A 24,785-nucleotide genomic window follows, 5' to 3' on the forward strand; every position below is an offset into this window, starting at 1 on the left:
GTGATGCTTTTGTTGTTCGTCGTTCTCGCAGTGTTCGTCACCTGGAGCTGGCTGACCTACCCGGCCATCGGCTACTGGCTCTATGACTTGAACATGGCGGCCGAGGCCAAGCTGTACCGGCTGCACAAGATCGTCGTGCCCATCCCCGAGATGACCGTCTCGACCTGGCAAGGCGGGCCATACGAAGCCACCAGCAATGTGCTGATGCTCCATGGCTTCAGCGCCGACAAGAACCTCTGGCTGCGTTTCGCCCGGCACTTTGTCGGCAGCCATCGGGTGATCATCCCGGACATCGCCGGCCATGGCGAAACCGGCTTCAAGGCGGGTGGCGGCTACGACATCCCGCTGCAGGCCAAGCGCATGATCCAGCTGCTGGACGTGTGCGGGGTGGAGAAAGTCCACGTCATCGGCAACTCCATGGGCGGCTACATGGCGGCGTGGCTAGCGGCCACTTACCCGGAACGCATTGCGTCCGTGGCCCTGGTCGACCCGGCCGGGGTCACCTCGCCCGAGCCCAGTGACCTTGAGCGGCATTTGGCCAAAGGCCACAATCCGTTTCTGATTCATTCACGGGAAGAATTCCGGCGCTTCTACGCCATGACCATGGCTTCGCCACCCTGGGTACCGAAGCTGGTGCTCGATGCCGTCGCCCAGCGCTATGAACAGTCCCGCGAAGAGCTGGAAGAAATTTTCCGCGAATTGCGCGCCAGCCCGCCGATGGAACCGCACCTGCCCGACATCACCGCCCCGGCGCTGTTGCTGTGGGGGCGCAAGGACCGGCTGATCGATGTCAGCAGCGTGGCGGTCTGGAGCAAGGGCATCGCCGACCTGCGCGTGCATATCTGGGACGCCATCGGGCACATGCCCATGGTGGAAGCGCCATATGGTTCGGCGCGGCTGTATCGCGAGTTTTTGGCATCGCTACGTTCGGAGAGCCCTCAGGATCAACGACTGCATTAGTCCTTTGTAGAATGAAGTTCGTCAGAAACTTCGTTTGTCGCCGGCGCGCAAGGCTGCGATCTTTCGTCCATCCTTTACGTCACCGCGCCAGGAATCCTGTTCATGAACCACCCGAACTTCGTCAGCCCTGACCTGATCCGCCAACGCTTCTCCAAAGCGATGTCCGACATGTACCGCGAGGAAGTGCCGTTGTACGGCGCGTTGATGGAGCTGGTGGAACAGACTAACCGTCACGTGCTGGACAGCGATGGGCAAATCCTGCGGCAGCTCACCAGCACCGGCGAAATCGAGCGCCTGGACCTGGAACGTCATGGGGCGATCCGCGTCGGTACGGCCGATGAACTGGCGACCCTCGCCCGCCTGTTCGCGGTGATGGGCATGCAACCGGTGGGTTACTACGACCTGACACCGGCTGGCGTGCCGGTGCACTCCACGGCTTTTCGCGCGGTGCATGAAGCGTCGCTGCAGGTCAGCCCGTTCCGGGTATTCACCTCGCTGTTGCGCCTGGAATTGATCGAAGACCTGGAGCTGCGGGCGTTCGCCCAGTCGATGCTCGACCAGCGCTCGATCTTCACCCCCACGGCCCTCACGCTCATCGAACGTGCCGAATCCCGGGGTGGCCTGACGGAGCAGGAAGCCCTGGAGTTCGTCGAGCAGGCACTGGAAACGTTTCGCTGGCACCACAGCGCCACCGTCACCGCCGAACAGTATCGACAGCTCAGCGCCCAGCATCGACTGATCGCCGACGTGGTAGCGTTCAAAGGCCCGCACATCAACCACCTGACACCGCGGACCCTGGACATCGACATCGTCCAGGCGCAGATGCCGGCCCATGGCATCACCCCCAAAGCGGTGATCGAAGGCCCGCCTCGCCGCCAGTGTCCGATCCTGCTGCGCCAGACCAGCTTCAAGGCCCTGGACGAGCCGATTGCCTTTACCGATCAAAGCGAGGCTCGCGGCAGCCACAGTGCCCGCTTCGGCGAGATCGAACAGCGCGGTGCCGCCCTCACGCCCAAAGGCCGCGCACTCTACGACCGCTTGCTCAATGCCGCACGGGACGAACTCAAGGACTTCCCCAGCGAAGCCAACGCCGCGCGCTACAACGCCCTGATGGCGCAGCATTTCAGCGAGTTCCCTGACACCTGGGAAGACATGCGCCAACAGGGCCTGGCTTACTTCCGCTACTTCGTGACGGAAAAAGGCCTGGCGGCGGGCGACCTGAAAAACGCCCCTCTGGAAGACCTGATCAACAGCGCTTGCCTGCGGGTTGAACCACTGGTGTACGAAGACTTCCTGCCCGTCAGCGCGGCGGGGATTTTTCAGTCGAACCTGGGGGACGCGGCACAAACCCGTTACGGGGTGCATGCCAATCAGCAGGCATTCGAACAGGCCCTGGGGCGTTCGACGATCGATGAACTGGAGCTGTACGCCGAGAGCCAGCGGCGTTCGATCGAAGAGTGTTTCACCGCGTTGGCCGATGTTGTTCAAGTCAATAAAAAACATGACTGAACGATTTCTCATAACTCAATAAAAAAAAGGGCGACCTACAGGTCTCCCGGTTTTTTTATATCCAAAACTTTCAGTGCAGCAAACAAAGTGTTCGCCCAGTGCAATGGCCTCGGCAATCCATGCACTGGTAAAGAGCCCTGACACTGGGCGAACGGAAAGTATTTTAGTAGAAGCGAATTAATATGTCCGTGCCGCAAAGATGAAATTTATCGACACAATGTTTAACAGGATGTTGATTTAAATACTATGCAACACGGAGTCTCAAACTCACCAGTTCGACCATTATGAGCTGATTATTCCTATACAAAACTTGCACAAAAACAATCAGCCCGTATAGAACCATTACTCGATATCAGTGCTTGCTGGTCACCGTCAATACGTCGGTATAAACCACGTTGACGCTTTGTCCGACTTTCAAGTCCTTGAGTTTGGCCTGGACTTCAGGTCGCTTGACGTCGACGGTCTTGGACTTGCCTTCCGGGTTTTCGAAGGTCACCTGGTTTTTCTTCAGGTCGATGTGGGTGATTTTCAACTGCACTTTCACCTGGCGGTAAGCTTCGCCGCCCGGGTTGGCGCTGCCTGGCGCTGCGCGTATTTCGCCGATGGCTTCGGCGGTGCCGGGCAAACCTTTGTCGACATCGGTGTCGAGGTAGGCGGCAACGGCGCTGGTGACCGTGATGTCGACCGTATCACCGACCTTGAGGTTATCGAGGTTTTTCGCCTTGTCGGTCAATTGCACCGGGAACTCATTACCCTGCGGGCCTTTTAGAACCACGGAATGGTTCGCGGCATCAACCGAAACGACTTTGGTGGAGACCTGATCAGCCACCACGACTTCGGACAACGGAATTTCGGCGGCAACCGCGCCAAAACTGGCAGCAGATAACAAGGTAGCGAGGGTGATGGCTTTGGTCAGTGCATGGCGTTTCATAGGCAGAACATTCCCTGTGATAGATGGCAACAGACGGCGTTGAAACCGGACTCAACGCCATGTGTGCGAGTGAGCATAGACGCTGTTCTGCGAGTGGTCGCGCCGGGGCGGTGATTTTCCTTACGCGAGCGCCTAGTACCCGGTCATTTCCAGATAGCCCTGCCCTGCATGGCTGCCGCTGAGGCGCACCGGGCCTTCCCAGTAGGGAATGCGCAAGTCCATCCAGGACTGGGGATTGAGCGCGGTAATGGCGATATCGAGATGTCTGGCGGGGATTTTGATCGACCAGCGAATGGGCATTGTGCGCCCGGCAACCCGGGCGGTGTCTTGCGGCGCGAGGCTGATGTCGCCGGCGTGCAGCAATTGTGTCTGGCCCCGGGCGTCGATCCAGGTGCCGGTGAGGTAAGGCTCGCCGTCCTTGTGCCGCATGCGATACAGCATCACCTGCTCGCCGCTGTCCAGGTGCAGGGAAAACCAGTCCCAACCGGTCTGGTTGCTCGTCAGGGGCTGGCTGCTCCATTCGCGGTCGAGCCAGGCCGGGCCACTGACCTGAAAGGTCTTGCCGTCGATGTCCAGGGTGCCGCTGGCCTGGAAAAACGGCTGGCTGTAGTAGTAAGAGGCCTGACCCTGTTCGGATTTCTGGCTGAAGCCCCGATCCCCCTGAAGCACCAGCGGACCTGTCGAGGTCAACCGCAGCCGGTAGCTGAAACGCCGGTCGCGGGCACTGAGTAGCACGTCAGCCAACGGGGCGTCGGCCGTCGCCTGGCTGCGCAATTGCCAGTCGTCGATCCACGCATTGAACGGCGCGACGCTGACACCTGCCTGACCGACGCCGCCACGGGCATAACGTTCGGCCGCGTAATGCACCGTCGCCGAAGTCACCGCTGCGTGACCGAGCCAGATCGTCTGATTCTGCCAACCCGCCACCTCGGGGCTGGCTTTCAGGGCGCTGCGAAACAAGGTCCATTGCGCGCCGAACTCATTGCCCTGATCGTCCTTCAGGTTGGCCGTGACATACCACCATTCGATGCGAAAGCCCTCGTGGGGGCGGTGATCCGCCGGGAAGCTGAACACCCGTCCGGGCACCACCGGGGTGAACGCAGCGGCCTGGATACCCAGCCCGGCAAAGCCCTTTTCGACCGGATCCGGTTGATCGCAACCGCTCGCCAGCAGCGCCAGGAGCAACACGCAAGCGTTAATCCTCATGGGCAAATGTCCGCAGCAGGTCCGCCGGTTGCGTGCGGTACAAACGGTACAACGGCCAGGCCGAGGCCAGTAGCGTCGCCACCAGCGCCAGCCCCATCAATTGCATCAGTTGCAATGGAAACACCCGCAACGGCAGGCGCCAGCCAAAGGCCTGCACATTGATCACCGTGTCCAGGCACCACGCCAGGGCGATGCCCAACGGCAACGCCAGCACCAGGGTCAATATCGCCAGCAACCAGGTTTGCCCGAGGTTGAGCAACATCAAATGCCGACGCGTCACGCCCAGCGCCCACAGCGGCGCCAGTTGCCCGAGACGGCTCTGGCTTTGCGTCAACAGGCTGATGAACAGCGCCACCCCGGCCACGCACAGCGTCAGGCTGTTGAGCGCGGCGGTGGCGGCGAAGGTGCGTTCGAAAACTTGCGTGGACCAGCCCTTGAGCCGCGCCTGATCGACGATGCGGCTGTCCTCCAGGGTAAAACGCGCCTGCAGCGCCGTGACGAACGCCGGGATCGACGCCGGTTCGATGCGCAGGTTGAAGCGGTTCGGTGTCAGTTGCGGCCAGCCGCGCAACAGGTGGTTGATGTTCACCAGAATGTGGCCCTTGGGATTGCCATAGTCGGCATAGATCCCGACGATCCGCGGCGACCACGGGCCGGTGGGCGTCGACAGCGTCAGGTGGTCGCCCAGTTGCACGTGCAGGCGCCGGGCCAGTTGTTCGCTGAGCATCACCGCATCGTCTTTGGCCAGTCGCTCCCAAGGGTCGTCGCCCAAGGCCTCGAGCAGCGGCCAGTGCTGGCGATAGGTCGGGTGGTCGATGATCCCGGACAGGTCCGTCGGCCAGCCCTGCAACTGGATCGAAACCTGCCAGTTGGGCAACACCGCCGCCAGTTGCGGCTGCTGGTTGAGCCAGCCGTGCAGCTCCCGGGCCTGGGCCGGGTTCTGTGGATTGAGGTAGAGCTCGGCCGTCAGCCGTTGCTCGAGCCAATCGCTGAAGGTTTGGCGAAAGCCTGCAGTCATGCTGCCGGCACCGATATTCGCTGCCATGGCCAACAGCAGCGCCATCAACGCCAGGCTCAGGGCCGGCAGTTGCTGGCGGCAATCGGCGACAAACCACTGGCCGAGCACCGAGCGACTGCGCTGCGAAACGAGATTGAGCAGAGAACTGAGCACCACCGGCAAGGCCAGCGCGGCACCAATCAACAGTGCAGCCATCAACACGAAGCCACTGATAAGGCTGTCGCCGAAAATCAACGCCAGCAGCGCGATCACCCCGGCCATTGCCGCCACCCAACCCTGGCGTCGCAACCAGCGTGCATGGGCCTGATGCCAGGCCTGCGGGTCGGCCAGCGCCAGCAATGGCAGACGCGCCGCCCGCAACAGGCTGTTGGCCCCGGCCAGCAACGCGCCGATCAGACTCAAGCCGATACCACTGAACCACCACAACAGACTGAGGCTCAACTGCCCCGCCACTTCAGCGCCATACAAGCCACGCAGGCTGGCGGCGACATCGGGCAACAGCACGCCGGCCAGCAGGTAGCCGCTGACCACCCCAGCCACACCGCCGATCAGGGCCAATCCACCCAATTCGACGGCGAGACAAGCGATCAGCATCCGCGCACTCACACCGCAGGCACGCAGGGTTCGCAGCAAGCTTCGCCGTTGCTCCAGCGCCAGCCCGATGGCGGCGTGCACGATAAACAGGCCGACCACGAACGACAGCACCCCCAGGGCATCGAGGTTCAGGTGGAAGCTTTCGGTCAGGCGCGTCAGGTTGTTTTCTTCGCCGGCGCGCTTGAGTTGCAGTTGCCCCTTGAACGGCTCCGGCAGCGGTGCGGTGAAATCCTTCGGTAACAGCAGCCGCGACACTTGATCCGGCAACCCCAGAATCTGCTGGGCAAAACCGATGTCCACCAGCAGCACACCGGGCGCCATATCGGCCTGCACATGCAACGGCGGCAGTGCCGTGCCTGCCAGGTTCAGTGGCCGGTCACCCTCGCGCAAACCCAGTGCCTGCAAGGTCTGCGACGAGATCCAGGTACTGCCCGGCGGACTGAAAAAGCCAACCACCTGCTCAATCGCCAAGGCCTGCCCGGCCACCGCCGCGCCCGCCGGCAGCGACACCGGCTCGATGCCCATCAACTGCAAGCGCTGCCCTTCGTGCCCCTTGAGCGTGACCCGGCCTTGCAACACCGGTGACACCGGCCACCCCGCGCGCCGCAGATCGACAAACCATTGCTGGGGGAACGTGCCGCCACCGGGCGCGCTGAGGCTGGCCTGGGGTTCGCCGCCGATCAACTGACTGGCACGGGCATAGCTGTCGCGGGCCTGGCTGTTGAGTGCCTGGACGCCGGTCAACAGACCGGTGGCCAGCCACAACCCGGTCAGCACACTGAAAAACTGCACCGGGTGCTGCCGCCAGTGGCTGAGCAACGCGCGCAGGGTTTCGCTGAAAATGCGCATGTCAGCGCTCGCCCACACCGGCCAGACGACCGCCGCACAGCAGGGCTTTTTCTGCCAGCCGTGCCGCCACGCCGGGACTGTGGGTGACCATCAACAGGCTGGTGGGGCTGTCGTCGAGCAATTCCAGCAGCAACTGCAACACCTCGGCGCCGGTGGTTTCATCGAGGCTGCCGGTGGGCTCGTCGGCCAGCAGCAATTGGGGGCGCGATGCTAGCGCCCGGCCCAGTGCGACCCGTTGCTGCTGGCCGCCGGACAGTTGCTCCGGGTAGCGCCGCAGCAACTCGCCCAAGCCCAGGCGCTGCACCAGGTGCGCCTGCCAGCGCGGGTCATGGCGCCCCGCCAGGCGTGCCTGAATCGCCAGGTTGTCTTCGACCCGCAGGCTGCCGATCAGGTTGAATTGCTGGAACACCAGGCCGATTTCCGTACGGCGCCAGTTCGCCAGTTGCCCTTCATTCATCTGCTCCAGACGATGCTCGCCACTGCGGATGCTGCCGCGATCGACCTTGTCCAGCCCGGCGATCAGGTGGAGCAAAGTGCTTTTACCACTGCCCGACTCGCCCATCAGCGCCAGGCTGCTGCCGGGCCTGAGCGTCAGGTCGACGCCTTGCAACACCGGCAGTGGCCCCTGCGGTGTGGCGTAGCTTTTGAAAACGCCATGGACTTCAAGCATGGGTCAACCTGCTGGATATGCATGGCCCAAGGATAGCGGCCCTGAATGTTTTTTGTCCGTTGCTGATGATCGCCCCGCCCGAGCCCCGCCCTACCCTCGAAGCTGGTCTGACCATAACGATAAAAAACGGAGACGCCATGCCTCGTTTCACCTTGAGCCCTCGTGGGCTGCTCGCTTGCCTGATCACTGCCTGCCTTGCGCAATCGGTGGTCGCCGCCGACGGACCGGTCGCGGCCAGCCCGCAAACCACGGCCAGTAACGCCGCCGTGCTGCAACAACTGCCCTTCACCGACCGCACCGACTACGAGTCGGTCACCAAGGGTCTGATCGCGCCGTTCAAGGGTCAGGTCAAGGACGCCTCGGGCAAGGTCATCTGGGATATCCAGGCCTATGACTTCCTCGCCAAGGATAAGGCCCCGGAGTCGGTCAACCCGAGCCTCTGGCGCCTGGCCCAGCTCAGCGCCCATGCCGGATTGTTCGAAGTCAGCCCGCGGCTGTATCAGGTGCGCGGCCTTGATCTCGCCAACATGACCATCATCGAAGGCGACGACGGGCTGATCATCATCGACCCGCTGACCATGGCCGAAACCGCCAAGGCGGCGCTGGACCTGTACTACCAGAACCGTCCGCACAAACCGGTGGTGGCGGTGATCTACAGCCACACCCACGTCGACCACTTCGGCGGCGTGCGCGGGGTCATCGACGAAGCCGACGTCAAGGCGGGCAAGGTCAAGGTATTCGCCCCCGCCGGGTTCATGGAACACGTGATGAGCGAGAACGTCTACGCCGGCAACGCCATGAGCCGCCGCGCGCAGTTCCAGTTCGGCAGCCTGCTGCCCCGTGGCGAAAAAGGCCAGGTCGATGCTGGCCTGGGCAAGAGCACGCCGAGCGGCGGCACCGTCACCCTGATCCCGCCCACCGACCTGATCGACAAGGAACTGGAAACCCGCACCATCGCCGGCCTCGACGTGGAATTCCAGTTGACCCCGGGCACCGAAGCGCCGGCGGAGATGAACCTGTACCTGCCGCAATTGCGTGCGCTGTGCATGGCGGAAAACGCCACGCAAATGATGCACAACATCCTCACCCCGCGCGGCGCGCAAGTGCGTGACGCCAAGGCCTGGGCCGAGTACCTGGACGGCAGCCTGGCGCGTTACGGCGACAAGAGCGACGTGTTGTTCGCCCAGCACAACTGGCCGACCTGGGGCGGCGAACGCATCCGCACCTTCCTCGCCGACCAGCGCGACATGTACGCCTTCCTCAACGACCGCACCCTGCACCTGCTGAACCAGGGCCTGACGCCGCTGGAAATCGCCGACTCGATCAAGAAACTGCCCGGCAGCCTGGACCAGAAGTGGTACACCCGCGGCTACTACGGCTCACTGAGCTTCAACACCCGCGCGGTGTATCAGCGCTACATGGGTTTCTATGACGGTAACCCGGCCAACCTCAATCCGCTGCCGCCGGTAGAAACGGCCAAGCGTTCGGTCGAGGCCATGGGCGGCGAAGCGGCGGTGCTGGGGAAAATGCAGGCGGCAATGGCCAAGGGTGAATACCGCTGGGCCGCGCAACTGGGCAATCAGGTGCTGTTCGCCAACCCGGACAACGGCGACGCCCGCAAAGCCCAGGCCCAGGCGCTGGAGCAAATGGGCTATCAAAGTGAAAACGCCACCTGGCGCAACATGTACCTGAGCGGTGCCATGGAACTGCGCAACGGTGTGCCACCCAATGCGGGCACGTCGGTATCCGTGGACATGGTGCGGGCGATGAGCCCGCAGATGTTCTTCGACTTCCTGGCGGTGCGCCTGGACAGTGAAAAGGCCGTAGGCCGTGACCTGACCCTGAACTGGACCTTCGATGACCTGAACCAGGACTTCAACCTGACCCTGCGCAATGGCGTGCTGACCCACCGTGCCGGGCTCAATGCTCAGGCGGATGCCAGCGTGACCATGAGCAAGGCCACCCTGGAGCAGATCAGCCTCAAGCAACTGGATATCCCGTCGGCGATGCAGAAAGGCCTGATCAAGTTGCAGGGCAATGGCAAGAAGCTTGGGGAGTTGATGGGCAGCCTCGATACGTTTGCGCCGCAGTTCAATATCGTTACCCCGTGAAACCAGGCTCGCTGCCACAGGTCATTGCAATTTCTGTGGGAGCGAGCCTGCTCGCGATGGCTTTGTGTCAGGCGATGATAATTTTGTGGGTGTACATATCCGTTGCTGCGGTAACGGCCTCTGGCGGTTCCGCTCTTACAGCGGGTTACTTGGAAAAGCCCCAAGTAACCAAGGGCTCTTGCCCCTGACGTTCGGTGCCTCGCCAAGGCTCGGCATTCCCTCGCTCCGGTCCTGCTCCGTGGGCCCGCCGCCATCGGCCATCCATGGCCGGGGGCGGCTAACCCGGCATCCATGCCGGGTTGCCCACTGCGCAGAACCTGCGCTCGGCCTCTCGAGGGGGCAAGAAGATCAAAAGCCAAAGCAAAAGCAAAAGCAAAAGCAAAAGCGAGGCGGCCTGCTGGCCGGCCTGATCGCGGGGTTCGTTCGCCTGTGAGAATTGAGTCGGCTGGCAGGCCGTCATCGTCGGAACGCCGCCCGGACCAAGCTCGCTCCCACAGAAAAGCAAAAACACAGCAGCACGCACCACCGCGTCGCTCTTCACCACTCAACAGGCCGAGCGTTAGCTCGCCTGCAGCTCTTGATCTTGATCCACCCGCCCCCTCGGCAGGCTGAGTGGAGGTGTTCATCCGGGGATGGGCGCGCAGCGCCGTTCGACGCAGTCGAACCCATTGCATGTAGGTCGCGCGAAGCCGACCGGAGGGCAATGCCCCCGGATGAATGCCGGAGCGAAGGAACCCCGAGCCTTGGCGAGGGGCCGGACGTTCGGGGCGAGCGTTTTTTTGCTTACTTTTTTTAGGCGCTTGTAAAAAAAGTGAGTCGCCGTCAGGGCGAAACCGCCAGCGGCCATTACCGAAGAAACGGATATGTACACCCGTAAAAATCCACGCCGCCTGCCACACCGCTTTCGCGAGCAAGCCCGCTCCCACAGGATCCCGGTCGTACACAAAGATTGTGATCGACACAAATCCAATGTAGGAGCGACGGTGCGGTTCAGGCAGACACCACTTCAACCACCGGCATTTGCCAGCGCTGATTGACCACCTGCTGCCCAGGTCCATACAGGCGCAGGACCAGGGTAAACGCCCCGCTTGCCGGCGTCGGCAACCAGTTGCTCTGCTCTTGCGGGGCTGTGCTCTGCATGATTAGTGTCACGCCACCGTCCGCATCGCTTTGCAAATGATCCCGGCTGCTCAGGCAGTAGTGATTGATCGGGTTGGCCACCAGTTGCCGGTCCGGCAAGTCATACAGCGTCAGCGACCAGAACTCGCTGGCCGGCGGTAATTGACCCGGTGCGAAACGCAGGCGATAGCTTCGCCCGCCCTGCAAGGGTTGCCCCTGATTATCCAGGCGAGTGCCGGTGTAGAAGGCCTCTTCCACGCTGTTGCCGTAGATGCCGACATTCGCCGCGACTGCGCGGTTGAGGTAATTGCCGTTCAGCGCTTCGCGAGTGCCGAACAGGCCGAGGGTGGTGCGTACCTGGCTCACTGCGGCTTGCAACTGCGCCTGGGCGTCTTGAATCCCGGCGAGCAGTGCCTGACGTGTTGCTTGCGGCAACGTCGCCGGGTCGAAACCCTGACCGGGCACGATGCCGATCCGGGCAAAGCGTGCACGCAAGGCTTGCTCGGACGCTTGCGTGGGGCACAGGCTGAGGATCTGGTTCAGCGTCGCGATGAACTCCGGTCCCAGTCCGGTCTTGCTGTCCCAGGGTTGCCAGTCAATGGCTGGAGCAGCCAAGGGCGGTGCACTGCCGATGTATTCATGCAACGAACGCAAACCGTATTGCTGCTGCAAGGCACGCACCGCCGGCAGGTCCTCGGCGTTTTTCAGGCCCGTTCGCCCAAGCACCATGACGATTTCGGTTTCACTGCGCAGCACGGCCTTGACGCCGTCCGGTGTCGGACCTTGCCAGCCGGGTCCGACGATCAGGTAATTCCCCGCATCGCGACCGGTGCTGAGCACGCCGACATAGGCAAAGTTGTGGGTGTACTGGTCGACCAGTTGAAGCACGTAATAGCGCTCGTCATCGACCGCCGGCACGCTCAACACCTGGGGTTCGCTGCGCAGGTCGAGCCAGGCCCAGGAGTACGGCGTGTCGTTGTTCGGCGTGACGATGTCGCGGTTGTTCGGGGTGAACAACTCGCTGTAATGACGAAAGCGGTTAAAGCCGCCAACGTACTCTGGCGCGGCCGGGTTGAGCGCCTGTTTTTCCATGGTCTGGTAATGCATGAGCATGGGGTAGGCGTAAATCCACGCTTCTTTGGCAATCTGCCGCAGGTCATCGGAATCGGCGGCCAGCAACCAGCGTGGAAACATCAGGCTGCCGCCCAATACCCCCATGCTGCCCAGCACCCGGCGGCGACTGAAAATCAGGTTCATGATTCGATCCTCGTTATCGTCGGCAACTGATAACTCCCGTCCAATGCCCCGCCCTTGGGCAGGTACAGGCGCAATAGCAGGTTGAACGGACCTTGCGGCGTCGGCAGCCAGTTGCCCTGCGGCGCAGCCTTGGGCGCATCGGCTTGCAGGATCAGGGTCAAGCCGCCGTCGGCATCGTATTGTAGACCAGGGCTGCGATCGCCCAGGGCGTAACGCTGGATCGGGTTGGCCACCAGCAACTGGGTTTTACCGTCATACAGGGTCAGCGACCAGAACGCATTCACTGGTGGCAATAGCCCGGCGGAAAAATGCAGGCGATAAGCGTGCTGGCCGGTGAGCGCCTGCCCCTCGGCATCGTGCAACGCCATCGGGTACAGCGCTTCCACCGCATCGTTGGCGTAGATGTAGCGCCAGGCGACCGCGGCACGGGTCAGGTCATCGTCGCCGTATTTGCCGACGTTGGACGGCGACGGCAACCAGCCCTGCTGTTCCACCGACAGCTGGCTGGAGGCTGCGCGTACTTGTTCGCGACCGGCCTCGGCGCCTTGGGCGACGGCTTCGATCAAGTCCGCCGGGGCCTGGAATCCGGTCCCCGGCTTCACGCCGATGGCGGAGAAACGGGCCAGCTTCTTTTGCTCTATGGCGGTCCATTGGTGCAAGGTTGCCAGCGCGTTGAAGGTGTTGAACAGCGCCTGCGCCGACCCTTGTTTAGTGTCCGTGTAGGCTGGCAGTTGCAGCGGTGCCAAGGGTTCAGGGGCCGTGCTGCCATTGACTTTGGACAGCGGTTGCAAGGCGTAGCCCTTCAGCACTTGCGCGGCGTCTTTCTGATCCGCTTCGCCCTTGACCTCGGTCCGTCCCAACAGGAAGACCAGCCGGCTCGGTGAGCGAATCACCGCGCTGAAACCCGATGGCACTGGCCCCTTCCAGTCCGGCCCGACAATCAGGTAACGCCCCGCCTGCTCCCCCGTGGCGCGGGTGCCGATGTAGTCGAGGTTGTCGGTGCGCATGTCCACCAGTTGAAAGCTGTAGTAGCGACCTTGCACGGCCGGTACGTCCAGCACCATCGGTTCGCTGCGCAGATCGAGCAAGGCGCGGGAATAGAAGGTGTCGTTGTTCGGCGACACCACTTTGTTGTCTTGCGGGCCGAGCAGGCGCGGCTCGCTGTAGAGGCGGTTGAACGGCAGGCTCGCGGCGATGGCGCTGAGCACCTTGTCGTGTTCGACGGTGGCGTAGGCGAACACGTAGGCCTCCTGCGCCAGGGCTTTCGCCTGCTGTTGATCGAGGGTTGCGGCGTGAACAGTGCCCAGGCTCGCGCCCAGGGCGAGAGCGGATATCCAGTAGCGCATGGCAGATCTCCTTTCAGATAAACATCAATACACCGGCCCCTGTGGGAGCGAGCCTGCTCGCGAAAGCGGCGTGTCAGGCAACCTACAAGTCGACTGGCATGCCCTCTTCGCGAGCAGGCTCGCTCCCACATTGAGAAAGCGGTGTGCCAGGCATTTCCGGAATCACTGACACGCCGCCTTCGCGAGCAAGCCCGCTCCCACATTGGATTTACGGTGGATTGGCGAATGGTTACTTGGCCCAGCGCCGCAGGTCCGACGGGGTGTAGTCGTCGGTCTTGGCGGCGAAGCCCACGCGCATCGGCTCGGTCTCTTCGTTGGCCAGGCCGCCGGCGTAGTAGCGTCCGGAGATCAGGTCATAGGAGGTTTCCAGCACGTTGTAGGTGAAGCCGTGGTCGTACTGTTGGATCGCGTGCAGTTCACCGCTGCGCCACAGTTCACCGCGGCTGTCGTACTGGTCCGACTGGGCGATCTGCCAACTGTCCTCATCCACATAGAACCGGCGCTTGGCGTAGATATGCCGCGCATCAGGCTTGAGGGTCGCCTCCACCACCCACACGCGATGCTTCTCGTAGCGGGCCAGGTCCTGATTGACGTGGTTGGGCTTGATCACGGCGTCGTACTTGAGGTCGCGGCTGCCGATCTTGTAGCTGTTGTAAGGAATGAACAGCTCCTGCTTGCCCACCAGTTTCCAGTCGAAACGGTCCGGCGCGCCGTTGTAGCCGTCGATGTTGTCGGCGGTGATCAGGCCATTGCTGTAACGGGCGCTGTTGTCGTAGGCGATCATCGGCGCACGACGCACGCGACGTTGCCCCGGCAGGTATTGCCAGGCCGAACGCGGCTCGGCGACCTGGTCGATCGGCTCTTGCACCAGCACCGCCTCGCCGGACAGACGCGCCGGTTCCAGCACCCGGCTCTTGAACATGAACAGGATGTTCGAGTTGGGCTCCAGCCCGCCCACGGTGTCGGCGAAGTTGATCAACGACTGGTTGCGCACGTAGCTGGTGGCGCCGTTTTCACGCACCAGCGCGGCGCTGCTGATGCGCTCGTAGCTGCCGCCGCGATAACGGGTCATGTGGTTCCACATCACCTCCAGGCCTTCGGTGGGCAACGGAAACGGAATGCCCCGGGCATAGTCGTGCAAGCCGTTGCCGCCATCGGCCATGCTGGTCTTGGCGACGTTCTCACGACTGGCCGCCAGCACCTCCTTGGGCAGGTTGGCGCTGCGATGGCTCGGGTAGATGTTCATCTTGTAGGTGTCGGGAAAGCGCTTGAACAACGCGACTTGGCCCGGGCTGAGAAACTTCTCGTACTGCGCCACGTTCTTCGCGGTGACGGTGAACAAGGGTTTCTCGGCGGCATACGGATCGCTGTATCCGCCCTTGCTGTCGACGGTGCCGGCGTTGCTCGCCAGGCCGCCGGTCCAGGCCGGAATGCTGCCGTCGGCATTGGCTGCCATTTCCGAGCCCATGGGGGTCAGGGTCTTGCCCAGTGCCGCCGATTCGGTGCCTTTGGCCTGGGCCAGGCCGACGGTGCAGGCCAGGGCCAGCACGCACAATTGCATACGCATAACGGTTCTCCTTAGAAGTCTGCCTTGAAGCTGACGGATGCGAAATCGCGGTCGTCGAGGGTGCTGTAGTCGTTGGAACCGAAGAACGCGTTGTAGGCCAGTTCCACGCTGTAATCGTTCATGTAGACGCCGGTCAGGCTCACGCCCAGCGCTTGCTGGCCTTCCTGGAACGGCCCTTGCGGATCGTAGGAATAGCCCGAGATGTCATGCCGCCAGTTGACGGCCGGAATCAGGTTGATGCCCGGCAACACATCGCTGTATTCGAGGCTGGCGCGCAGGCGATAACCCCACGACCAATCGGTGGCAAAGCCCTTGTCGGTGCAGTATTGGTTGGTCACACCGGAAGCCACCGTGTTGCACGGCGTGCCGTTGCGCGGGGCGCTGCGGCCGAACGCGGCGTTACGGCCCAGGCGCTCGTCGCCGAGATCGTCGATGTGCACGACCCCGACTTCACCGAACAGGCTCAGGCGCGTGGCGCCCAGCACGTTGTCGATGGCCTGGGTGGCCGAACCGGTCAGCTGCCAGACACCCTTGCGTTCCCACGCATCGAACTGGCTGCCATTGGTGGTGCTGAAACCGGGCGGCAACTGCACCCAGGAACTGCCCCCTGGCCCTGAAATCACGGCGACGTTGACGTCGGGCGCGTTGATCCCGATCGGCATGTTCGGCCGGTAGCTCAACTCACCGGCCAGGGAAATCCCGGTGACAGGCTCGACGCCGTTGAGGCTGATGCCGTACAGGTGAATGTTTTCCGGGAAAGCCGCCGCATAGCTCGGCCCCTGGATGCCACCGGGGAAGGTGCCGGGCAAGGCGGTGTTCCTGGCGTTAATGGTGAAATACGGCAACCGCGAGTGATAGTTGATGTAGTAGATCGCCGCTTCCGCATCGTTGAGCGCCGGGATCATCTGGCGCAGGGCGAAACCGAACTGGCCGTTGTCGGACGGCGACTCGTTGCCCCGGGACGTGGCGAACAAACCGGCGGCCTGCATCTGTTGATCGGTCTGTACCTGACTCAGGAACAGCGGCCCGCAACCCGGCTGGATCACATCGCTGCTGGCGAAGAAAGTGCCGCAACCGTCGAGTACGCTGGGGCGCCAGTTGTACTGGTAGAAACCTTCGAGGTTGGTGCTGTCGGTCAAGCCGAAGCTGAAGGAGATCATCTCCACCGGCAACTGGCCTTCCTTGATTTCCACGCCGGGACGGTTGAATGCCGAGATGTCCAGCGGGTTGATCACATTGATACCGTTCTGGATCAGCAGCGCTTCGCCCCAGGACAACACCTGGTTGCCGCCCTTCACGCTCAGCGGATGCTCGGCCACCTGGAAGTCTTTCCAGACGTACGCATCGAGCACCTCGAAGCCCTTGAACTTGGCCAGGTCGTCCCAGCCTGAATCGTCGAAATCCTTGAAGCGGCCATTGCCGGTTTCATAGGCGTGGTCGTACCAGTATTTGAAGCGAATGAACGCGCCCTGGCCCTGGCCATCGAGACTGACATCGGTGAGGCCCTTGAAGAGTTGCGAGATGGAGTCGCCCTTCTCGAAATTCAGCCGGTTGTCGTCGGCGCTGACGCTGGTGCCATTGGCGTTCACGCCCTGGGCCTGCAAGGCGTTGGCGCGGGTCATCAGGCTTTTGTCGGGGTTTTGCGTCGACCAGCTGCTGCCCAGGCTCAGGCTGGTCTTGGTCGACAGGCTCCAGTCTTCGTTGAGATCGAATGTGGTGGCGTACGTTGGCCCCGTCAGTACGGCAAGAATCGCCAGCGCAAGGGGTTGCGGGCGGGTATGGCCAAGCCGGAGAAGCCGTTGGCGGACTCCGGCTGTGGCCGAGCGTTTTTTTATCATTATTAGGCTCCGGTCAGGTTTGCTCAGCCCGGACACGGTGCCCAACTATCGAGCGCGACACGCAAGCGATGGCCGACAAAAAATAATCATCGGGGGTGGCTGCGGGGCAGGCGGTATTTGTTTTGAAGGTGTACATATCCGTTTCTGCGGATGCGGTTACCTGTGGGAGCGAGCCTGCTCGCGATGGCTGTGTGTCAGGCGATGATTGTTTTGTGGGTGTACATATCCGTTGCTGCGGTAACGGCCGCTAATGGTTCCGCCCTTACGGCGGGTCACTTTCGAAAAGCGCGAAAGTAACCAAAGCGCTTTGCCCCTGACGTTCGGTGCCTCGCCAAGGCTCGGCATGCCCTCGCTCCGGTCCTGCTCCGTGGGCCCGCCGCCATCGGCCATCCATGGCCGGCGGCGGCTAACCCGGCATCCATGCCGGGTTGCCCACTGCGCAGAACCTGCGCTCAGCCTCACGAGGGGGCAAGAAGATCAAAAGCCAAAGCGAGGCGGCCGACCGGCCTGATCGCGGGGTTCGTTCGCCTGTGAGCATTGAGTCGGCGGGCAGGTCGTCATTGCGAGCAGGCTCGCTCCCACAGGTACTCAGTACATCCGTAAGATATTGGTCGGCTGGCAGGCCGCCATCGCGAGCAGGCTCGCTCCCACAGAAGAGCAAAAGCAGATCGGCGTACACCCACGCTCTTCACCACTCAACAGGCCGAGCGTTAGCTCGCCTGCAGCTCTTGATCTTGATCCACCCGCCCCCTCGGCAGGCTGAACGGAGGTGTTCATCCGGGGGGTAGGCGCGCAGCGCCGTTCGGCGCAGCCGAACACATCGAGAGGAGGTCGAGCGAAGCCGACCGGAGGCGATGCCCCCGGATGAATGCCGGAGCGAAGGAACCCCGAGCCTTAGCGAGGGGCCGTACGTTCGGGGCGAGCGTTTTTTGGGTTACTTTTTTTAGGCGCTTGTAAAAAAAGTGACTCGCCGTCAGGGCGAAACCATAAGCCGCCGTTACCCAAAAAACGGATATGTACACACCCTACAACCCCAGACGAAACTGCTTAGGCGTAATCCCAAACTGCTTACGAAACGCCCGAATAAAATTACTCGGCTGCCGATACCCCAACCGCTCGGCAATCCGCTCAATCGGCTGATCCCCCGACGTCAACCAATGCCGCGCCAACTCCAGACTGTCACTGCGAGTATGCTGCGCCACCGCAGTCTGCCAGTACCGCAACATGCTCTGATGCAAAAACCCATTGGCCCCCAGCAAAGGCTCATCGAGGCTAGCCGCTGGCAGGCTCAAACACGGATGTGAACCCTCCAGCACCTCGATACCAGCACTACGCAACCACTGCCCGGCAGCCTGTTGCGGCGTCAGGTGGACCGCGACGAACACCTCGGCCGGCGCTCGCCCCAAACGCCGGGCAATGTTACGCACCAACGTCAGGGTCGCCGCATCGAGGCCGAAAAAATGCGGCTGCCGGTCAACACTGCGCAAATGCAAACGAGCCAGCCCGTCACCCTCCTCCAGTTCCGCCACCACGTAGTTGGTCACCCGCGGCAGGAAATCAGTGAAACACGCCAGGCTCGCGCGCAAGGTCGCGGCGGAGTCCAGCAGAATGTTCAACCCCCGCAACGTGGTGGTCGCCATGCCGTTGACCAATTCGCAGCCAAACGCCACCCCCGCGCCCGCACGTTCGCATTCACTCCACAGGCGTTCAACCAGGTGCACGGGCACATGCAGGTCCTGCCCTTCGAGCAACGACAGGCAGATGCCGGCCCGTTGCAACAGTTGGTCCTGACACAGGCCGGACTGCCGGGCATGGCTGAGAATGGTGCGGGTGAAGGCGCTGGAAATAAACAGTTGGCTAGTCATGGCAGGTTACGGCGAGAAGACAGGCGTGTACTTATGCCAGTCTCTGTGCTATCGATCCAATGCATTAAAAGTATCCGCCGAATGCAGGAGACGCATGATGGATCTACGACAACTCCGCCACCTTGTCGCCCTGGCCGATTACCGCAACTTCGGCCGTGCCGCCGAGGCGATCAACCTCAGCCAGCCCGCCTTCAGTCGCAGCATCCAGACCCTGGAGCGCGACCTCGACTGCGCGCTGGTAGAACGCAGCAGCCGCGAATTCCGCCTGACTGGCCAGGGTGAACTGGTGCTGCAACATGCCCGGCGCCTGCTCGCCGGCAGCCAGGCCCTGCACAACGAACTGACGCAATACAACGGCCTGACCGGTGGCGAGTTGCACTTCGGTTGCGGCCCGTACCCGGCCCAGGTGCTGGTGCCCGAGGCGCTGGCGGAGTTCATCCAGGCTCATCCGGCGATCCGCATCAGTTTCCACCAGGGTGACTGGGAGCAACTGGCGGTCTGGCTTCGCGAACAGCAGATCGAATTCCTCGTGGCCGACGCGCGGTACTTCACCGGCGACCCGCAATATCAGGTGCAACTGCTGCGCCCTCGACGTGGGCGGTTCTTTTGCCGTATCGGTCATCCCTTGGTGCAGCAGCAGAACCTGTCCCTGCGCGCCCTGCTCGACTACGCGGTGGTCGGCACGCGAATACCGCCGATGATCCGCAAGATCCTCGCCGACGTACAGGGCGAAGCGGACTTCAACCCGAGCGTGGAATGCGCGCAATTCGATGCGATCCGCCGCGTGGTGATGCGCTCCGACGCGGTGGGCATCGCCACCGTGGAGGCCTTGGCCGAACTGGTCGACCAGGGTCTGATCCGGCTGCTGGAATTTACCGACGTGCCCAAGGAAGACCCCGGCCTGCTGTTGCACTACGGCATCGTCAGCCGTGCCGGCCATTCCCTGACACCGGCCGCGCTGGCGATGGTCGATGCAGTGCTGACGGTTGACCGGCGCTTGCTGGCGTCGAATTAGTCGAGCAACCAATGCCCCCTGTGGGAGCGAGCTTGCTCGCGATGGGGCCGTGTCAGTCGACATCGTTTTGAATGACACACCGCTATCGCGAGCAAGCTCGCTCCCACAGGGTTTGGCGTTGCTGTCTCCACATCACGCACGCCGCGCCAGCCCCTGCAACGCCCGGGGCTCACCGAGGGCGCGCAGCAGGCAGTGCATCGCCTCCTCGCGGCTGCGCTCGAAGCGATAGCGCGACTCGATGTACAGCGCCAATTTCAGCTCCACGGGTTCGTCCAGGGGCAGCGGCACGTGTTGCAAGCCCAGCACACTGGCGACCCGACTTGGCAGGCTGATGCCGAACGGCTGGCGGTCGGCGATGAGCTTTGCGGCCAGGGTGCTTTGGGTGCTCATCGCCACATTCCGGCGCAGGCCTTTCAAGCCAAGCTGCAAGTCCACCGGGCTGAGCCCGTCGCGGCGGCTGGATACCTGAATCTGCGGCTGCTCCAGGTATTCCTGCAGGGTGCGCGGCGGTTCCTTGAGCGCAGCGCCATAGGCGAACACATAATGGTCGGCGGGCAGTGCCTGTTTGTGCAGGCCGGCAAGCCCGGCCAGAGGCTGGTCGAGGTCAATCAGGATATCCAGCTTGCCGCTGGCCAGGTCCTGCAAGGCGTCGCGGCGCCGGGGCTGGAAGTACCGCACCTGCCAATCGGCGTGGGGCGATTCGAGCAAGGCATCGAGCAGCACCGGTTGCAGGCAATCCAGGCAACTGATGCGCAGCAGCGGATTGTTCTGCCGCGCGGCCGGAATCATGCGCAAGCCATCGCGCAACGACTCGAGCGCGGCGCGCACGTAGTCGGCCAGACGATGGGCGACCAGTGTCGGCGTCACCCCCAGGCGACTCTTGATGAACAGCGGGTCGCCGCACAGTTCGCGCAGGCGACGCAACGCATTGCTCATGGCCGGTTGCGACAGGCACATCACCTCGGCCGCACGGGTGACGCTGCGCTGCTGGTAAATCGCATCGAAGGCGAGCAACAGGTTCAAATCGAGCTGGCGTAAATCAAGCATGGTCTTGCTCCGGCAAATCGCTTAACGTCGGGCAGCCTAACCAGTGTTCCGGAACAAGCTGTGAGCCCTACATGACAAAAAGCGATCAGCCACTGCACGACCGATCGATACCCAATGCGTTCTACGCGCCGACCCTGTTGCCGGCCATCGAAGAGTTGCTGGCCCGCGGTGTGGACCGTGAACGCATCGAAGGCCTGTTTCGTCGCAGCCTGTTCGAGTTGCGCACGCCGTTCATGCGTATTCCGCTGTTCATGTCGCGGCGCTTCTGGGCGTTTGCCCTGGAGCAGACCGGCGACCCGTTGATCGGCCTGGCGGCTGGCCGGCGTTTCGTTTCCACCGCCACCAACGGCCTGACGTACCTGTTCGACGTGGCCGCCTCACTGGACAGCGCCTGCCAGTATTTCGTGCGCTTCTTTCCGTTTTTCAACGGGCACTTCCAGGCGCAGATCGTGCGCGGCGACGACAGCGTCGAATTGCGTCTGCTCGACCGCGGCAGCGTGAAAACCAACGCGGCTACCACCGATTACATCCTCATCAGCCTGTGCAGCATGTTGCGGCGCAAATTCCTCGCCAGCGGCCTGGAGCGTGATCCGGTTCTGAGCGTCGGGCTGGCCGGTGCCTGCACGGCCAACCCGCAGGAACATCAACAAGCCTTTCGCGCAGCGGTGCAATGGGGGCAGGCGCAGCACTCGATCCGCCTCGATCCACAGCTGTTCGTCATCCCGTTGACGCCGGGCAATCATGAACTGGAACACACGCTGGTCGAGCTGCTGGAGCAGACCCGACGCAACAGCGAACCGACCTTGCTGGAGCAAGTCTGCGATCATTTGATCGGCGACCTCGCCGAGGCCAACTGGCAGCAATTCTGCACCACCCAGCATTTGCTCGAGCGCACCGCCGCCCGACGCTTGAAGGCGTTGGGCTGGAGTTTTTCAGAATTGCTCGACGAATACCGCCGCTACCAGGCCGAAGACTTTTTGCAGGGGACAGACCTGGAGCTGGTGGAGATTTCCGACCGCCTGGGCTACAGCGATGTGCAAAGTTTCAACCGTGCATGCCTGCGGTGGCTGGGGTGCGCGCCGGGCTCCTGGCGAACCCGGCAAGGTCGATAAAAAACCACGCAATTTGCTATGACTCGACAGGCACTTGACCCATAGATTGTTGGACATTTTTTAACACCGGCATTGCACCATCCGCGCGTAAAAACCGTCGGACACTGTTAAAAAACGTCATTAATTCGGTGACTCAAACCTGACACACTCACGCAGCTACAACCCTTGTACTTCAAGGCTTACGACCGCTTGTCGTTTTTTTTGAAAATCTCGGAAAACGCTCAAACCCGGGGAGAAACCCAATGGTGGTGCGACTTTGATGGCAATGGCCCCAACTTTGGGGGGTGTCTTGCCAATTTAACACGCCGGTTTGCTGACACGGTTTGCCGAGGCTGGTCTATACCCCTTTTGACAGTCTTGTTTTGCAACTCCCCCACTGTCTTACGAGGCACGCTAATATGGACGTGAGCGTATTTGGTACGGGCTATGTTGGCCTGATTCAAGCAGCGGCACTGGCCGATGTCGGACATCGTGTCCTGTGTGTCGACATCGATCCGAACAAGATCCGGCAACTGCAACAGGCCGTGCCACCGATCAGTGAGCCGGGGCTTTCCGGCACCCTTGAAGAAAACATCAAGGCCGGTCGCCTGCTCTTCACCACCCAGGCCAGCGATGCGGTAGAGCACGCCGAGCTGATCTTCATCGCCGTCGGTACGCCCGCCGATGAAGACGGTTCGGCCGACCTCAGCCATGTGCTGAACGTGGCCCGGCAGATTGCCGGTTTCATGGAGGCCGACCGCACCCTGATCATCAAGTCCACGGTGCCGGTCGGCACGGCGGACCAGGTCAGTGCCACCGCCATTGAAGAGTTGCAGCGCCGCGGCAAAGGTTCGTTGAAGGTACGGGTGGTGTCCAACCCGGAGTTTCTCAAGGAAGGCAGTGCCCTGGCCGATTGCATGCGCCCGGACCGGATCATCGTCGGCACCGGTGACGATGAAGCCCGCAGCCAGATCAGCGAGCTCTACGCACCGTTCTGCCGCAATCACGACAAATTGATGTTCATGGACAACCGCAGCGCCGAGCTGACCAAGTACGCGGCGAACGCGATGCTGGCCACGCGCATCAGTTTCATGAACGAACTGGCCAACCTCACCGAGTTGCTGGGAGCAGATATCGAAGCCGTGCGCAAAGGCATCGGTTCGGACCCGCGCATCGGTTACCACTTCATCTACCCCGGTTGCGGCTTCGGCGGTTCCTGCTTCCCCAAGGACCTGCGCGCTCTGCTGCACACCGCCGAACACGCCGGAATGCCCCTGAAGTTGCTGCGCAGCGTGACCGATGTCAACGATCACCAGCGGCATATCCTGTTCAGCAAACTCAAGGCGCAATTTCCTGGGGGACTGGCCGGCCAGTCCATCGCCGTGTGGGGCCTGGCGTTCAAACCCAACACCGATGACATGCGCGAAGCCCCGAGCCGTTACCTGATGGAGGCACTCTGGGCCGAAGGTGCGAGCGTGCACGCCTACGACCCGGAAGCCATGTCCGAATGCCGGCGCATTTACGGCTACCGCGACGACCTGCATCTGTGCGCCACCCGCGATGACACACTCGAAGACGCCGATGCCCTGGTGATCTGCACCGAGTGGAAGAACTTCCGCGTGGTCGACTTCGACAGTCTGGCGAACAAACTGCGAAAACGGGTGATCGTGGACGGGCGCAACCTGTACAGCCCGGAACAGGTGGCGGCCGCCGGCCTGCACTACAGCAGCATTGGCTTGCGCCGCATCGTGCCCGAGGTCGTACGCCCATGAAGATTCTCGTCACCGGAGCGGCCGGTTTTATTGGTGCCCATTGCGTGCTGCGACTGTTGCGCGATGGACACCAGGTATTGGGCCTCGACAACTTCAACAGCTACTACGACCCGCAACTCAAGCACGATCGCGTGCGTTGGGTGCAGGAGCAGGCACGCCCTTTCCCGCTCTCAACGGTTGACCTGGCCGATACACCGGCCATCGAGGCACTGTTTGCCAGGGAACAACCGGAGGTCGTGATCCACCTCGCGGCCCAGGCCGGGGTGCGTTACTCCCTGGAAAATCCCCGAGCCTACCTGGACAGCAACTTGAGCGGCTTCCTGAACATCCTCGAAAGCTGCCGCAACCACCCGGTCAAGCATTTGATCTACGCCTCGTCCAGTTCGGTGTATGGCGCCAACCAGCACACTCCGTACTCGGTGCAGGATGGTGTCGATCATCCGCTGTCGCTGTACGCCGCGACCAAGAAATCCAACGAACTGATGGCCCACAGCTACAGCCACCTGTTCGGTATTCCCTGCACCGGGCTGCGCTTCTTCACGGTGTACGGCCCCTGGGGACGGCCTGACATGTCGCCGATCCAGTTCGCCCGGGCCATCGCCGAAGAACGACCACTGAAGCTGTTCAACTACGGCGAGCACCAGCGGGACTTCACCTACATCGACGACATTATCGAGAGCATCACGCGTCTGATCGACCGCCCACCGCAAGCCAATGAGCAATGGGACCGCGAACAACCGGACCCGGCCACGAGCATGGCGCCCTGGCGGATTTTCAACATCGGCGGCCAGCACCCGGTAGAGCTCAAGGATTATCTGGCGTTGCTGGAAAAACACATGGGGCAAAAAGCCCGGGTCGAACTGCTGCCCCTGCAACCCGGCGATGTCCTCAACACCTGCGCCGATGCCAGCGAGCTGGCCCGCGCTACCGATTTCCAACCGCGTATCGAGCTGGACGAGGGACTGGGGCGCTTCGTTGCCTGGTTCCGCACTTACTACTGACTGCGTCGCCCATGCCGCA

At 62.2% G+C, this 24,785-nt stretch carries 17 protein-coding genes; 7 read left to right on the top strand and 10 right to left on the bottom strand.

All coding sequences use genetic code 11. From position 1 onward, the window contains the following. The first annotated feature begins 3 nt into the window (after nucleotides 1-3). Both WHX55_RS19780 and WHX55_RS19785 read left to right on the top strand, forming a co-directional pair. Complete coding sequence (locus tag WHX55_RS19780; RefSeq protein WP_150725239.1) at nucleotides 4-960, top strand: alpha/beta fold hydrolase; 957 nt, start codon at nucleotides 4-6, stop codon at nucleotides 958-960. Between the two features lie 102 nt (nucleotides 961-1,062). Further along, complete coding sequence (locus WHX55_RS19785) at nucleotides 1,063-2,469, top strand: VOC family protein (protein ID WP_150752951.1); 1,407 nt, start codon at nucleotides 1,063-1,065, stop codon at nucleotides 2,467-2,469. A 352-nt stretch (nucleotides 2,470-2,821) separates the two neighbouring features. Here the strand turns inward: WHX55_RS19785 and WHX55_RS19790 are convergent, their stop codons facing one another. The 4 genes from WHX55_RS19790 to WHX55_RS19805 all read right to left on the bottom strand — a co-directional run bounded on the left by WHX55_RS19790 (nucleotide 2,822) and on the right by WHX55_RS19805 (nucleotide 7,737). Further along, nucleotides 2,822-3,400, bottom strand: a complete 579-nt coding sequence (locus tag WHX55_RS19790) for a hypothetical protein (protein WP_150725237.1) — start codon at nucleotides 3,398-3,400, stop codon at nucleotides 2,822-2,824. 132 nt (nucleotides 3,401-3,532) lie between these two features. Further along, nucleotides 3,533-4,606, bottom strand: a complete 1,074-nt coding sequence (locus WHX55_RS19795; protein ID WP_353741114.1) for a lipocalin-like domain-containing protein — start codon at nucleotides 4,604-4,606, stop codon at nucleotides 3,533-3,535. After that, the gene (locus tag WHX55_RS19800; protein ID WP_353741115.1) at nucleotides 4,596-7,067 is read right to left on the bottom strand and encodes an FtsX-like permease family protein; all 2,472 of its coding nucleotides are present in this window, start codon (nucleotides 7,065-7,067) and stop codon (nucleotides 4,596-4,598) included. Before WHX55_RS19800 ends, WHX55_RS19795 begins: the two co-directional genes overlap by 11 nt. 1 nt (nucleotide 7,068) lies before the next feature. Further along, on the bottom strand, nucleotides 7,069-7,737 hold the full coding sequence (locus WHX55_RS19805) for an ABC transporter ATP-binding protein (RefSeq protein WP_150725234.1): 669 nt from the start codon (nucleotides 7,735-7,737) through the stop codon (nucleotides 7,069-7,071). Between the two features lie 137 nt (nucleotides 7,738-7,874). Here WHX55_RS19805 and WHX55_RS19810 point away from each other — a divergent pair, with 137 nt between their 5' ends. Then, nucleotides 7,875-9,848 carry an alkyl sulfatase dimerization domain-containing protein gene (locus WHX55_RS19810; RefSeq protein WP_353741116.1) on the top strand — a complete coding sequence of 658 codons (1,974 nt, stop codon included), beginning with the start codon at nucleotides 7,875-7,877 and terminating at the stop codon, nucleotides 9,846-9,848. A 990-nt stretch (nucleotides 9,849-10,838) separates the two neighbouring features. Here WHX55_RS19810 and WHX55_RS19815 read toward each other — a convergent pair. The 5 genes from WHX55_RS19815 to WHX55_RS19835 all read right to left on the bottom strand — a co-directional run bounded on the left by WHX55_RS19815 (nucleotide 10,839) and on the right by WHX55_RS19835 (nucleotide 18,840). Then, nucleotides 10,839-12,224 (bottom strand): DUF1254 domain-containing protein, encoded by a 1,386-nt coding sequence (locus WHX55_RS19815; protein ID WP_353741117.1) that lies wholly within the window; start codon nucleotides 12,222-12,224, stop codon nucleotides 10,839-10,841. After that, a complete protein-coding gene (locus WHX55_RS19820) occupies nucleotides 12,221-13,570 on the bottom strand; it encodes a DUF1254 domain-containing protein (protein ID WP_353741118.1) in 1,350 nt (449 codons plus the stop codon). The genes WHX55_RS19815 and WHX55_RS19820 overlap by 4 nt, the downstream gene beginning before the upstream one ends. A gap of 229 nt (nucleotides 13,571-13,799) precedes the next feature. Further along, the gene (locus tag WHX55_RS19825) at nucleotides 13,800-15,137 is read right to left on the bottom strand and encodes a DUF1329 domain-containing protein (protein ID WP_353741119.1); all 1,338 of its coding nucleotides are present in this window, start codon (nucleotides 15,135-15,137) and stop codon (nucleotides 13,800-13,802) included. 11 nt (nucleotides 15,138-15,148) lie between these two features. Continuing rightward, a complete protein-coding gene (locus tag WHX55_RS19830; RefSeq protein ID WP_353741120.1) occupies nucleotides 15,149-16,975 on the bottom strand; it encodes a DUF1302 domain-containing protein in 1,827 nt (608 codons plus the stop codon). Between the two features lie 1,025 nt (nucleotides 16,976-18,000). Then, entirely contained in the window at nucleotides 18,001-18,840 is an 840-nt protein-coding gene (locus WHX55_RS19835) for a helix-turn-helix domain-containing protein (RefSeq protein WP_353741121.1), read from the bottom strand. 94 nt (nucleotides 18,841-18,934) lie between these two features. Between WHX55_RS19835 and WHX55_RS19840 the strand changes: the two genes are divergently transcribed. After that, nucleotides 18,935-19,855, top strand: a complete 921-nt coding sequence (locus WHX55_RS19840; protein ID WP_353741122.1) for a LysR family transcriptional regulator — start codon at nucleotides 18,935-18,937, stop codon at nucleotides 19,853-19,855. 132 nt (nucleotides 19,856-19,987) lie between these two features. Here the strand turns inward: WHX55_RS19840 and WHX55_RS19845 are convergent, their stop codons facing one another. Next, nucleotides 19,988-20,902 carry a LysR family transcriptional regulator gene (locus tag WHX55_RS19845; protein WP_353741123.1) on the bottom strand — a complete coding sequence of 305 codons (915 nt, stop codon included), beginning with the start codon at nucleotides 20,900-20,902 and terminating at the stop codon, nucleotides 19,988-19,990. Nucleotides 20,903-20,973: 71 nt separating this feature from the next. Between WHX55_RS19845 and WHX55_RS19850 the strand changes: the two genes are divergently transcribed. The 3 genes from WHX55_RS19850 to WHX55_RS19860 all read left to right on the top strand — a co-directional run bounded on the left by WHX55_RS19850 (nucleotide 20,974) and on the right by WHX55_RS19860 (nucleotide 24,766). Further along, nucleotides 20,974-22,014, top strand: coding sequence for an AraC family transcriptional regulator ligand-binding domain-containing protein (locus WHX55_RS19850; protein WP_353741124.1), 1,041 nt, complete (start codon nucleotides 20,974-20,976; stop codon nucleotides 22,012-22,014). Nucleotides 22,015-22,412: 398 nt separating this feature from the next. Next, the gene (locus WHX55_RS19855) at nucleotides 22,413-23,765 is read left to right on the top strand and encodes a UDP-glucose/GDP-mannose dehydrogenase family protein (protein ID WP_150752965.1); all 1,353 of its coding nucleotides are present in this window, start codon (nucleotides 22,413-22,415) and stop codon (nucleotides 23,763-23,765) included. Beyond that, nucleotides 23,762-24,766 carry an NAD-dependent epimerase gene (locus tag WHX55_RS19860; RefSeq protein ID WP_353741125.1) on the top strand — a complete coding sequence of 335 codons (1,005 nt, stop codon included), beginning with the start codon at nucleotides 23,762-23,764 and terminating at the stop codon, nucleotides 24,764-24,766. Before WHX55_RS19855 ends, WHX55_RS19860 begins: the two co-directional genes overlap by 4 nt. The last annotated feature ends 19 nt before the right edge of the window (nucleotides 24,767-24,785 follow it).

This window comes from Pseudomonas fluorescens (assembly GCF_040448305.1).
GTDB classification, from domain to species: Bacteria; Pseudomonadota; Gammaproteobacteria; order Pseudomonadales; family Pseudomonadaceae; genus Aquipseudomonas; species Aquipseudomonas fluorescens_BH.

Excerpts from the sequence above, each read along its gene's own strand:
- WHX55_RS19785 (WP_150752951.1), top strand. The coding sequence starts at position 1,063 with ATGAACCACCCGAACTTCGTCAGCCCTGACCTGATCCGCCAACGCTTC.
- WHX55_RS19845 (WP_353741123.1), bottom strand. The coding sequence starts at position 20,902 with ATGCTTGATTTACGCCAGCTCGATTTGAACCTGTTGCTCGCCTTCGAT.
- WHX55_RS19810 (WP_353741116.1), top strand. The coding sequence starts at position 7,875 with ATGCCTCGTTTCACCTTGAGCCCTCGTGGGCTGCTCGCTTGCCTGATC.
- WHX55_RS19795 (WP_353741114.1), bottom strand. The coding sequence starts at position 4,606 with ATGAGGATTAACGCTTGCGTGTTGCTCCTGGCGCTGCTGGCGAGCGGT.
- WHX55_RS19840 (WP_353741122.1), top strand. The coding sequence starts at position 18,935 with ATGATGGATCTACGACAACTCCGCCACCTTGTCGCCCTGGCCGATTAC.
- WHX55_RS19805 (WP_150725234.1), bottom strand. The coding sequence starts at position 7,737 with ATGCTTGAAGTCCATGGCGTTTTCAAAAGCTACGCCACACCGCAGGGG.
- WHX55_RS19825 (WP_353741119.1), bottom strand. The coding sequence starts at position 15,137 with ATGCGTATGCAATTGTGCGTGCTGGCCCTGGCCTGCACCGTCGGCCTG.
- WHX55_RS19820 (WP_353741118.1), bottom strand. The coding sequence starts at position 13,570 with ATGCGCTACTGGATATCCGCTCTCGCCCTGGGCGCGAGCCTGGGCACT.
- WHX55_RS19815 (WP_353741117.1), bottom strand. The coding sequence starts at position 12,224 with ATGAACCTGATTTTCAGTCGCCGCCGGGTGCTGGGCAGCATGGGGGTA.
- WHX55_RS19835 (WP_353741121.1), bottom strand. The coding sequence starts at position 18,840 with ATGACTAGCCAACTGTTTATTTCCAGCGCCTTCACCCGCACCATTCTC.
- WHX55_RS19855 (WP_150752965.1), top strand. The coding sequence starts at position 22,413 with ATGGACGTGAGCGTATTTGGTACGGGCTATGTTGGCCTGATTCAAGCA.
- WHX55_RS19780 (WP_150725239.1), top strand. The coding sequence starts at position 4 with ATGCTTTTGTTGTTCGTCGTTCTCGCAGTGTTCGTCACCTGGAGCTGG.
- WHX55_RS19830 (WP_353741120.1), bottom strand. The coding sequence starts at position 16,975 with ATGATAAAAAAACGCTCGGCCACAGCCGGAGTCCGCCAACGGCTTCTC.
- WHX55_RS19850 (WP_353741124.1), top strand. The coding sequence starts at position 20,974 with ATGACAAAAAGCGATCAGCCACTGCACGACCGATCGATACCCAATGCG.
- WHX55_RS19860 (WP_353741125.1), top strand. The coding sequence starts at position 23,762 with ATGAAGATTCTCGTCACCGGAGCGGCCGGTTTTATTGGTGCCCATTGC.
- WHX55_RS19800 (WP_353741115.1), bottom strand. The coding sequence starts at position 7,067 with ATGCGCATTTTCAGCGAAACCCTGCGCGCGTTGCTCAGCCACTGGCGG.
- WHX55_RS19790 (WP_150725237.1), bottom strand. The coding sequence starts at position 3,400 with ATGAAACGCCATGCACTGACCAAAGCCATCACCCTCGCTACCTTGTTA.